Annotated in this window: 10 protein-coding genes; all 10 read right to left on the bottom strand. The window is 42.7% G+C overall.

Annotated elements, in window-relative coordinates; genetic code table 11:
- Window positions 1–433: 433 nt before the first annotated feature.
- The 10 genes from MWU84_RS13920 to MWU84_RS13875 all read right to left on the bottom strand — a co-directional run bounded on the left by MWU84_RS13920 (window position 434) and on the right by MWU84_RS13875 (window position 9,986).
- Window positions 434–1,234, bottom strand: a complete 801-nt coding sequence (locus tag MWU84_RS13920) for a penicillin-binding transpeptidase domain-containing protein (protein ID WP_246902325.1) — start codon at window positions 1,232–1,234, stop codon at window positions 434–436.
- Between the two features lie 151 nt (window positions 1,235–1,385).
- The gene (locus MWU84_RS13915; RefSeq protein WP_246902324.1) at window positions 1,386–1,961 is read right to left on the bottom strand and encodes a DJ-1/PfpI family protein; all 576 of its coding nucleotides are present in this window, start codon (window positions 1,959–1,961) and stop codon (window positions 1,386–1,388) included.
- A 426-nt stretch (window positions 1,962–2,387) separates the two neighbouring features.
- The gene (locus MWU84_RS13910; protein ID WP_246902321.1) at window positions 2,388–2,819 is read right to left on the bottom strand and encodes a putative quinol monooxygenase; all 432 of its coding nucleotides are present in this window, start codon (window positions 2,817–2,819) and stop codon (window positions 2,388–2,390) included.
- A 118-nt stretch (window positions 2,820–2,937) separates the two neighbouring features.
- Window positions 2,938–5,112, bottom strand: a complete 2,175-nt coding sequence (locus MWU84_RS13905; RefSeq protein ID WP_246902320.1) for a molybdopterin cofactor-binding domain-containing protein — start codon at window positions 5,110–5,112, stop codon at window positions 2,938–2,940.
- Between the two features lie 35 nt (window positions 5,113–5,147).
- Window positions 5,148–5,621 (bottom strand): (2Fe-2S)-binding protein, encoded by a 474-nt coding sequence (locus MWU84_RS13900; protein ID WP_246902318.1) that lies wholly within the window; start codon window positions 5,619–5,621, stop codon window positions 5,148–5,150.
- A 322-nt stretch (window positions 5,622–5,943) separates the two neighbouring features.
- Entirely contained in the window at window positions 5,944–6,495 is a 552-nt protein-coding gene (locus MWU84_RS13895) for a DinB family protein (protein ID WP_246902316.1), read from the bottom strand.
- 57 nt (window positions 6,496–6,552) lie between these two features.
- Window positions 6,553–7,089 (bottom strand): Crp/Fnr family transcriptional regulator, encoded by a 537-nt coding sequence (locus MWU84_RS13890; protein ID WP_246902308.1) that lies wholly within the window; start codon window positions 7,087–7,089, stop codon window positions 6,553–6,555.
- Window positions 7,090–7,099: 10 nt separating this feature from the next.
- Entirely contained in the window at window positions 7,100–8,074 is a 975-nt protein-coding gene (locus tag MWU84_RS13885; RefSeq protein ID WP_246902306.1) for an NAD(P)-dependent alcohol dehydrogenase, read from the bottom strand.
- Window positions 8,075–8,100: 26 nt separating this feature from the next.
- Window positions 8,101–9,513 carry a BNR-4 repeat-containing protein gene (locus MWU84_RS13880; protein ID WP_246902304.1) on the bottom strand — a complete coding sequence of 471 codons (1,413 nt, stop codon included), beginning with the start codon at window positions 9,511–9,513 and terminating at the stop codon, window positions 8,101–8,103.
- Window positions 9,510–9,986 (bottom strand): GNAT family N-acetyltransferase, encoded by a 477-nt coding sequence (locus MWU84_RS13875; RefSeq protein ID WP_246902302.1) that lies wholly within the window; start codon window positions 9,984–9,986, stop codon window positions 9,510–9,512. Before MWU84_RS13875 ends, MWU84_RS13880 begins: the two co-directional genes overlap by 4 nt.
- Window positions 9,987–10,613 lie beyond the last annotated feature (627 nt).

The raw sequence follows: 10,613 nt of genomic DNA, 5'->3' as shown, positions 1-10,613 counted from the left end.
TCAAAATCAATCCGTCATTGCGAGGAGCTATGGCGACGAAGCAATCTCCTCAAACAATTGACAGATTGCCGCGCTGCGCCTGCCTAGTCGGCAGATTGGCTCGCAATGACAAAAAAAGGCTCCTTCCTTTGGACCTGTGCTGATCAGTGTTATGAAGTGCGAAGTCGGGAGACTTCGCACAGCCTAGGTCTTTTTATCAAATGTCCATTCCCGAATGCAAAGGGCTCCTTCCCTTGGTTAAGCCTGTCCCGCATTTTCGGCGGGAGGACAAGGTGGCTTCTCTGACGATAGGAGGAGAAGACGGAAGGGATTGAAAACGAAGGATGGTTGTAAAGCCATATTGTTATAAGAATTGCGAAGTCAGGAGACTTCGCAAAGCAGGTGATTACATTGACGTATCAGGCGGTAGGCTTGACCTATCTTAAGAAACTTATTACAACATCTTCAATTGCCGAAGGATGTTCTTGGTGATTTCTTTTCTACAAGCACCAAATTCGGAATTTTTATCTGCCCTATTTTTAATCAATCGGGTAGCAAAAAAATACACATTATCACCTCGTTCCAAATAACCCACCCACCAGCCGGTATCTTTGCCTCCTTCCCTGGTCCAACCGGTTTTGGTGCGTAAAGTATAGTCTGCTGTGTGTTCTTCTACCATCATATCTTTTAAGACCTGAAAGGAAGTCTTTTTAAAGGGTAGGGTTTCCTCATACACCCCGATTAAAATGGCTATCTGATTGGCAGGAGAAATGGCCAAACCTCCAAAATTCCAGAAATCGTCATCGCTTATGGACAGGTCGGCATTGCCATAATTGGAGGCCTCCAAATATCGCTTGTATTTTTTCTTTCCTATTTTTTTTGCCAATTCTACATATACCCATCCCGCTGAGGTTTTAAATGCCTTTTTCATGGACATATCGTGATAAATATCTGGGCGATAACCGTATTTGATGGTGTCCGTTGCCCCCGGCCAATTTATTATTTCATTTTCATTTTTAACCACAGCGGTCTCCAAGGCGATCAAAGTGTTGATGATTTTAAAGGTGGAAGCGGGCAAAGTTCCTTTGTGGCTATCCTCAATATCACTTGAAATCCATTTTTTGGCCTGGTAATCATAAATGGTTGTACTTCCTTTTATATTGCAATCTTTAAAGGGTGTGGACAGCTCCTCCTGACCAAATACGAAGAAAAAACTGCAGTTTAAAACAGCAGCCAAAAGAACTATTTTTTTCATTGTTTCCTAATAAAATAAATATGTTGAAAAGGATATTGTGTGCTCGTTTTCTTAAATCCGCAAGGCCCACTTAAACAAGTGGGCCTATTGGATATTTACTATTTTGCAAGTCCCAAAACCTTTGGATCTAGGTCACTAATATTTAAACTCTTTATATTTGGATCTTAGCGCCCATTACTTTTAAAAATTCCCTTATAAAACTTGGGTGGGCAGGCCAGGCTGGGGAGGTAACCAGGTTGCCATCTACATATGCCCCGTCTACCGGAATGGATTGAAATTCCCCTCCCGCCAAGGTTACTTCGGGCCCCACAGCAGGGTAGGCGGTAAGTTTTCTTCCTTTTACAACACCTGCAGCTGTCAAAATTTGGATACCATGGCAGATAGCGGCAACAGGCTTGTTGGAGGTGAAAAAGTGTTGTACAATTTCCAGCACTTTTTTGTTCAATCTCAAATATTCCGGAGCCCTTCCCCCGGCAATTACCAATCCGTCATAATCGGTCACATTTACATCTGCAAAGCTGTAATTCAAAGCAAAATTATGGCCTGGCTTTTCCGTGTAGGTCTGGTCGCCCTCAAAGTCGTGTATGGCCGTTTTAACGATGTCCCCCTTTTTCTTGTCCGGGCAAACGGTATGTACGGTGTATCCTACCATTTCCAACATTTGAAATGGGACCATGGTTTCATAATCTTCAGTGAAATCTCCAGTTAAAAACAATACTTTTTTCATTGTTATTATTTAGGGTTAAAAAATTATTTGTGCTGTTTTATCGGTACTTAAGATCCTAAGAAAGAAGGCTGGTTGCCCTATACTTAGAATTCACCCTTCAAGTTAGTGAATATTTGGTTTGCTTAAGCCTTTATTATTTTCAAAATAATTTAGCGTAAAAATGTAACATACTGTGGTGGAGGTGTTTATAATGGAATGGTTTTTTAAAAATTAACCTTCTTTTAATACACTTTTGTTGTTTCCTTGGCATTATAAGGGGTTCAAGGTGAAGGTTTAAAAAGGGTTGCCATTGGCAGACGGGGATAGGAGAAATCTTAGAAGTGCAATGTGCACTGATGCAAAAGGCAATTTTATATAGGGGAGTAAAGCTATCGTATTATTTTTTATTCCAATGAAGCCATTTGGGGAGTTAAAGGTGAATCATGGCTAATTTTTCGCTGCAAATACCACTGGATCGGTTCTAGTGAGTTTTAGGGAATTGACCATTTTGAGAGTGCCGTTCTTATATTTTAAAAAATGGGGAGATGTAATGTGCGTGCTATAGGCTTCTGGACTGGCATATATTTCTATTATTGTAATTCTATTGGGTTGCTCTTTGTCCGTCATGGCATAGAAGGACAATACGCCAGGCTCTTTCCTAACCGATATCCGTATTTCTTCCTCCAGTAGTGCCAAGTACGATTCCAGTTGGTTGGGATCTATTTCCAGCTCCGCCAATTGCACAACGAGCTCCTTGTCTTTTTCCAATTGTTCCATATACCGGTCTATTTCTTTCTCCTTTTTGAAGGAGCAACTTATTAGCCCAAAAAGGACTAGACCTTTTAAAATTATCTTTAAGTAGCTATTCTTATTTCTCATGACGGTAGTTTTTAATCATTGGTTCTGGGCATGCGTACCCAAGGAAATAGCAGCTAATGTTCTTAATACGATCTGGGTGGGGTGCAGGGGGTTATTGGTAAAAGTTTTTGGTTTTGGCTCAGCTATTTAACACCTGCAGTACCCGATCTGGAGTAAAGGGCAAGTGCCTTAAAGGTTTGCCTGTTAATTGTAAAAAAGCATTGGCTATGGCACAGGCTACCATGGGCGTTGCCGTTTCGCCCACCCCTTCAGGTCTTTCCGCAGAGGCTATAAAGTCCGTTTCAATACGCTCAGGGATGTCCTGCATCCGCAGCAATTGATAATCGTGAAAATTGGATTGCTGTACCCTTCCATTTTCAATAGTAATCTGTTCTTTGAGCACACTGCTCATCCCCATAATGATGCCTCCTTCCATTTGCGCCCTGACATTGTCTGGTTGTACAACGATCCCAGCATCCAAGGCGATCCAAAATTGGTGCACCTTGATCTTTCCAGTACTTCTATCCACAGAAATTTCGCAGATTCCAGTGCCAAGCGATCCATGTACTACAAAGGCCACCCCTTTTGCCCTACCTTCTTTGGATGGGGTATTCCAATCTGCTATTTCGGAGGCTCTTTCCAAAGTGGCCAAGGCCCTGGGCGATTTTACCATTAATTTTCTTCTGAGTTCTATGGGGTCTATTCCCTGCCCCAATGCCACTTCGTCCAACATACACTCAATGGCAAACTTATTGGGGCCGTGCCCTACGGCACGCCAGTGTTTTAAACGTACGCCATGGGATGCTTCCCTCCATTCCACCAACTGGTTGGGGATGTTATAATGGTCATTTCTGGACCCGCTGGCAACAAGATTTCCGCCATCCCCTACAACAGAATGGGAGAGACCGCTTATATCACCGTTTTTGTCCACGGAGGCGGTCATTCTTTGAAGTGATAAGGGGCGAAAGGTACCATAGCCCATATCGTCCTCCCTTGTCCATATCAATTTAACAGGAAGTGGTGCTATCTCCTTGGCAAGCAAGGTAGCTTCAATAACAAAATCGTTCATACTCCTTCTGCCGAATCCCCCTCCCAAATATTGTAAATGAATGTTTACGTTTTCATGTGGAATTCCCAAAAGGTCCGGTACACCTAGTTTAGGGTCTACCCCCTGTTGACTGCCCACCCAAACTTCGGCGCTTTTTAAATCGGCCGAGACCTGCACTATCGCATTTAGGGGTTCCATTTGGGCATGGTAAACATAGTCGTTCTTAAAATCGGCCATATAGCTTTTGGTCGCGGAACGCATAGCGGCATTTACATCCCCTATTTCTTGAACTACTTTTCCGGTTTGTCTTTGACCGGCGATTTTCTCATAGGTGGGGTATATTTCTTGCGAATTGTAGCCAATGGCTTGGGCATCTCCCCATTCAATTTTTAGCAATTTTTTGGCTTCCAAGGCTTTTTCCAAGGTGTCTGCAACCAATCCTATGGCATAATCGAATGGGATTATTTTTAGGATGCCGTCCATGGCCAAAATTTCTTTTTCATTGGTCAAGGTGGGTTTGGCGCCGTGAAGGGTTCCCCTTTCCAAAACTCCATAGACCATATTGGGCAATTTAATGTCTATTGCAAATTGTGCCGTACCATCAACTTTAGCGGGAATTTCGACTCGTGGAATGGTATTACCTATGAGTTGGAAGTCTTTAGGGTTTTTTAATTGTTCCGGGCTAAAATCCGGTATGATCTCGGGCATTGCCAATACCGGTACCAATTCCCCGTAGCTTATTTTTCTATTTGTGGCAGCGTGAAGTACAGTACTGTTGTTCGAAGAAAGCTCGGAAATGGGTACTTCCCAGTGTTTGGCAGCACTGTTCAGTAAGACGTATCTGGCCTGTGCCCCCGCCTTACGCATTACTGGATAATAACTATTGGTAGATCGGCTCCCGACGGTAAACATGAGCTTACTGCCCGGTGCCCATCCTTCTGAACCATATACGGCCACTTCCTGAGGTGAGAACTCAACCTTTACCATGGACCAATCCGCGTCCATCTCTTCTGCAAATATCAGAGGTAGGGCAGTCATAGATCCCTGTCCCATTTCGGCCGCCGGATTATAAATGGTTATCTCCCCGTCCTCGGTGATTTGTACCCAAGCCGTAATATCATGTTTCTGTAATTGTTCCTTAATTCCTTTTGTATCCTTACATGAAATTATTTGTGGTAAAATTCCTGAGACGCCAATAAAAAGTGCCACTCCGCTGGAAGTTTTTAGGAATTCCCTTCTATTTACAATTTTTGGCACTGAAGACATCACATGGTTTTTTTTGTTTAAAAAATGGATCTAGATCAGATTGTGGAAACGTTACTTTTAGAAGCCAATTCAATGGCCTTGACAATTCGTAAATATGTACCGCAACGGCATAGGATACCGTTCATATATATTTTTATTTCTTCCTTAGTGGGATTAGGGTTTTCCTCTAGGAGGGCAACGGCCTGCATTATTTGTCCGGAATGGCAATAACCACACTGTGGCGCCTGTGCTTCAATCCAAGCCCTTTGTACTGGATGATCCCCTTTTTCAGATAAACCTTCTATCGTCTTGATCTTTTGTCCATCGGCAAAATCGTCTACCTGCAATATACAGGCCTTCATGGGTTTGTTATCGATATGGATGGTGCAAGCACCGCACTGTGCAATGCCACAGCTATATTTGGTTCCCGTAAGGCCCAAATGTTCCCGAAGCACCCAGAGCAAGGAAGTGCCGTTGGCCACTTCCACTTCATGTCTTTTATTATTGATATCCAACGTAAAATTTGCCATGGGAAGGAAAGATTTATGCTTAAGATACAAAAAAAAGAAGTTCAAGCATATTTAAATAGGGGAAGTTTGGGGTTCAATATGCAAGGTTCAATACTGAATATTGATAGTTAAATGGGGTGCTTAACAAAAGCTCCTCCCTGTAGACCTGTACTGAGCATAGTCGAATTGCAAAGGGAGGTAGCTCCGCGAAATGCGAAGTCGGAGAGGTTGGAAGGCATAAGACGTCAGTCTTTGGACAAAGGCGGGCACATCGCCGCCGCAGTAGTGCCAAGTTAGGAGACTTTGCGCAGCGGCTTAGGGTTTTATCTTCAATCTCTATTTATTACTGCCTACCGGCCTCCATCAATACTCGTTCTGCCTGGTCCAAATGGCGTTGATTGTGGTAGATGACTACCCTAAAGGTATCGCCCACCCTAAGTTTGATCCATTTGGAAATTGATATGCCCGTTTTGGTTTTTGTGAGGTCAGCCCGTGAAGCCAGTTTCAATACATTGATTAAGTCCTGTTGTTGGGCAATGAATTTGGTGATCACCTCCTTGTCCAGGCTGCTGCCCTTGGGATTCATGGAGGTAAAGGTTTTCATTTTGTTCAGCTTTTCCTTGGGAAGCATAGCATTGGCAAAATAGTTGCCCAACCAGCCACTTTTGAATATTTCCGCAGGCCTGTACTGGGATGCTGTTATCCGCTTCTCAATTTCGGGAATATAGTAATCCCCATAACGGTTTAAATGTTCCAAACATTCCAAAATACTCCAACTATCAGGGGAGGATTTCCAGTTCAAGGTTTCCAAGGGCAAGGTTTTGAAGCCTTCGGCCTTATGTTTAATTTCCTGTGTACGCTCCAACAAATCCTGCAATAAATTCTTAGAAAGCATGACTTTATTTTTTATGGCAAAATTTGGCATTTAATTATTTTAAAACATTGATCGAAATCAAGATTTTTTAATCCTGGAAAGCGTTTCAGGGGTCATTCTTAAATAGGAGGCTATGTATTTGTGCGGTATTTCCTGAAAGAGTTGGGGAGAACGTTTCAGAACCCGTTTATACCTTTCCAAGGGAGACATGGTCAAAATATCGCGTTCCCTTTCCATCTGCTGTAATACCAATTGCTCCAGCATTAGTTGCCAGGTGGTACTATTTTCTGGGGAGGATTGCATAAACTCCATAAAAGTGGCCTTGTCAATGACTTTAACGGTGGTTTTTTTTAGTGCCTGTATATAGAGATCGGAAGGTTTCTCATCCAAAAAGGAATCCAGCGCGGCTATGAAATTATGGGTATAGCCGAACCTAATGGTGTGTTCCTCATTTTCCTCCACCACATAAATTCTTAAACTTCCCTGCACCACCCAGTAGAGGTTGGTGTGTATGCTGCCCTGTATCTTTAAAAATTGGTTCCTGTCCAGTTCCAGGTGTTTGGTCCATAACCCTTTACGTTCTATGCTCCCAACGAGGTCGGTAATAGGATTCATTTTTTGTGGATTAGGGGTTGATGTTCATTACTATTTTTCCCTTATGCTTTCCATCTCCAAAATATTGGATCAATCGCACTGCATCTTCCAAAGGATACGGACCATCTATTTGGCATTTGATTTTTCCCTGTTCCAATAGTTCACAGATATATTCCAAACCAAAGTTCGATTTTAAGGCGAGTACCTTTAATTTTTTGGAAGAGAATAGTGGTATAATCTTGCCCCACAGCAGTATTTGTAATAAACCGGACAATTTGCCGCCAATAGTCACATATTTTCCATTAGGTTTTAAGGCTTTTAGGTAGGAGAGGGCAGCCTTATTGGTCTTACAATCCAGGATGAGGTTGTAGGTTTCCCCCGCTTTGGTGAAATTTACTTTTTTATAGTCTATTACATGATCATAACCGAGCGATGTCATCATGGCCAATTTCTCTTGGGAATCCACTCCGGTAACCTCACAATTATAAAGTTTGGCCAGTTGAAGGCCGATGGTCCCTACACCACCGCCACCGCCATTGATCAGAATTTTCTGACCCTCCTTTATTTGCCCTATGTCCCTTAAGGCCTGTAATGCTAAACAGGAGGCATGTGGAATGGCTGCGGCTTCTTCAAAACTTAAAGCTTGGGGTTTCGGGATTACCGCCTTTTCATTGATGCTGATATATTCAGAAAAGGTACCAAATCCATATTCCGAGGTGTCTCCCATAACCGCATCCCCAATTTTAAATTTTGCGGTCTTTGCACCCAGGGCTACAATGGTGCCCGACAATTCCATTCCCAAAAGTCCTTGTTTGGGCTTAAGAAGACCAAACATTAATCGGATCAAATAAGGCTTGCCCAAAGCCAAGCTCCAGTCGTAGTCGTTCACGGCAGTGGCGTTGATCTTTATGAGGACCTCATTGTCCTTGGGTGAGGGTGTTGGCCTTTCGGTTATCTTAACTACCTTTTCGGGAGGACCATAGGCTTCACATATTATAGCTTTCATTTGGTTCTATTGATGCCCTAAGTTAATCATTTGACCTTAATTGGCATTTCATATTCTTCGGTCATATTATAGGGCATTTTCCATATGTCGCCCTCGAAATTTCCAAAGTACAGTTCTGACTTACTTAGTTGGTGCGAATGTCCAATGGCCCAGAAAAAACAAAATGGCGGCTTGGAATTTACGGGTCTGCGTACGTAGGAATGACTTAAGGTACTGTTCTCCGTTAAGTCTTTTGTCTTTTTCCATGTTTTCCCTTGGTCCGTGGATTGCCAGAGGGCCAATTCGCCACCAACGCCCCAGTCCTGTGGGCCTTTCTCTGTGGGACCCACAATTTTCCAATCATCATCGCTTATAAAAAGGCTGCCCATATCATAATTATGGTCAGAAGTGGTCACCACATGGGTTTGCCATTCTTTCCCGTTCCATTTTGTGATACACCATTCGTAAGGGGCACTTTTTGGACCAGGTTCGTGTCCGTTACTTCTTATATATAGGCATGCCGGATTGCCTTTGGCATCATAGCCCATATCTTTTAGATAAACATTTTTTCCTTGGGATGCGTAGTCTACCACCTTGGCTGGACTGGCCAAATCCAATAGGGGTACTGTGGTATTTATACCACTGACGGTGGTCCAAGTGGAGCCAAAGTTCATTGATTGAATATAATACAGGTCGGTTCTTTTATCCACATTGCCATTGGGGTGCCTATTGAAGAAGGTGCCCATAAGCTTACCATTATAAATATCGCTGACCTGATAGTGACCGGACTTTTCCCCTTCTTTTTCCGGGATGGCGGCAAGCAAGGTATCCTCAGTCCAATTGCTTCCTTCCTTACTGGTCTCGAAATAGAGTTGGCGCACCCCTGTATATTTTGTAAAAAAATGAAAAAAGCCAAAATCGGTATACCTGGGTTGTGGATAGGTCATTTCCTCCTCCGTAATCGGCACAAATTCCTTTATGGAATATGGTATCTTGCTTTTGTATTTGAAACCTGGTCTAGTAGTGCCCCTTCCACTGATAAATACCCAAATATACCCAGCATTATCGATTAATATGGAGGGGTTGTCGTGGGGGTCGTCTACCCCATTTTTATCATAGACTACCGTAGGTTTGGAAACCATTTCGGTTTTATGGTCAAACTCCCCGATCATACAAAGGAGGTAACGTTGATCTTCTGAAGGAGTGCCCCCATAGACAAAGTAGGTTTTGTCAACTTCGGGTGCGTAAATGGCCAAAGGCACATGCTTTGCGGTGTAGGTGCCCAATGCCCCTGAGTATTTGTCCCCATACTCGTACTTCTGATTTAATTGGAACCAAATGCCCTTATAACCGTTGATCTTAGTATTGGTCAGACTCTGGCCGAAGGTATTTGTAACAAAAGAAATAGCAATAATGAAGGTTAATAAGTTCAAGTCTATTGGAGTTTTAATACCTGTCATTTTTTCAATTTTGATTTGCTAAAGCCTATTTTTTTGATGCCTCCGGTATTTGTATATTGACTTGTCTCATGAAAACCAAACTTCTTGTACAAAGCTATTGCCGGTACATTGGCCCAACCGGTTTCCACAATAAGGGTCTCCGAATCGTCATAGTTTTCAAGGAACAGCAATAGTTTTTGGGCTATGCCCTGTCTAAAGTATTTTGGGTGTACTACTAGACTGCAGATATCAAGCGTGTTTTCAAGTAGGTCTATTTCAACTGTAGCGGCCAAAACACCGTCTTTCCATATCCCGTAGAAAAGGGTGTCACTATTTAGAAAATCTACAATGCTTCTCTTTAAAGGAGGGAAATCCGTAACACCTAATAATTCGGCCTCTTTGCTGTAGGATGCTTGAAAAAGTTTATGAATTTTTTCAGCATTGGAAATTTGGGAATGGTCTATTTTTTCGATCATTGTTTCTTTAAAGGACACGGCTTTTAGGATTAAAATCCCTAAATAAGATATCTAATATAGCAATTCCTTTTCATCCATTATTGGTTCAAGGTTTTACTTTGGGCAATCAACAATTAGCAATCAACAATATTGAACATCCCTGATTGAAGTTGTCCGGTCGAGACCTATTGGCATCTAGAGATATCGGGAGTCCGAAAAAGGGACTCTGTCGAAGTGACTACAACAGATAGTTTGAAGTGCAGCCGTAATGAAGCAATCCCTTCTTTTAAAATCAGCTTGCTGTGCTGCGCTGTAGACTTGTAATGACGATCACAAAAGGTTCCTTCCCTTAGATAAGGGAAGGTGGATTCGCCGACAAAAGGAGGGGAAGACGGAAGGGATTGCAACGAAAAGCTAGTTGTTTTGCGCTAATGGGTTTATGAAGTGCAAAGTCTGGAGACTTTGCACAGCCGGGACTACAACAGATAGTTTGAAGTGCAGTCGTAACGAAAAATCCCTTCAATCAAAAGCAGCTTGCCACATTATTCAGGAAACAAAATTCAAGCCGAGATTGGGGTACCATAAAGCCCGGCCCGCACCACTTTTGGAAATAAAAAATGGGATGTGCCCAATAAAGGAATAAATAAGGCTTTTGAAAGGATTTGG

The sequence above is a fragment of the Arenibacter sp. F20364 genome (assembly GCF_023015905.1).
Lineage (GTDB): Bacteria > Bacteroidota > Bacteroidia > Flavobacteriales > Flavobacteriaceae > Arenibacter.
Note: the sequence above shows the minus strand (reverse complement) of the source record. Positions and strands in the feature narration are given on the sequence as shown.

Excerpts from the sequence above, each read along its gene's own strand:
- MWU84_RS13915 (WP_246902324.1), bottom strand. The coding sequence starts at position 1,961 with ATGAAAAAAGTATTGTTTTTAACTGGAGATTTCACTGAAGATTATGAA.
- MWU84_RS13890 (WP_246902308.1), bottom strand. The coding sequence starts at position 7,089 with ATGAATCCTATTACCGACCTCGTTGGGAGCATAGAACGTAAAGGGTTA.
- MWU84_RS13900 (WP_246902318.1), bottom strand. The coding sequence starts at position 5,621 with ATGGCAAATTTTACGTTGGATATCAATAATAAAAGACATGAAGTGGAA.
- MWU84_RS13885 (WP_246902306.1), bottom strand. The coding sequence starts at position 8,074 with ATGAAAGCTATAATATGTGAAGCCTATGGTCCTCCCGAAAAGGTAGTT.
- MWU84_RS13880 (WP_246902304.1), bottom strand. The coding sequence starts at position 9,513 with ATGACAGGTATTAAAACTCCAATAGACTTGAACTTATTAACCTTCATT.
- MWU84_RS13905 (WP_246902320.1), bottom strand. The coding sequence starts at position 5,112 with ATGTCTTCAGTGCCAAAAATTGTAAATAGAAGGGAATTCCTAAAAACT.
- MWU84_RS13895 (WP_246902316.1), bottom strand. The coding sequence starts at position 6,495 with ATGCTTTCTAAGAATTTATTGCAGGATTTGTTGGAGCGTACACAGGAA.
- MWU84_RS13920 (WP_246902325.1), bottom strand. The coding sequence starts at position 1,234 with ATGAAAAAAATAGTTCTTTTGGCTGCTGTTTTAAACTGCAGTTTTTTC.
- MWU84_RS13910 (WP_246902321.1), bottom strand. The coding sequence starts at position 2,819 with ATGAGAAATAAGAATAGCTACTTAAAGATAATTTTAAAAGGTCTAGTC.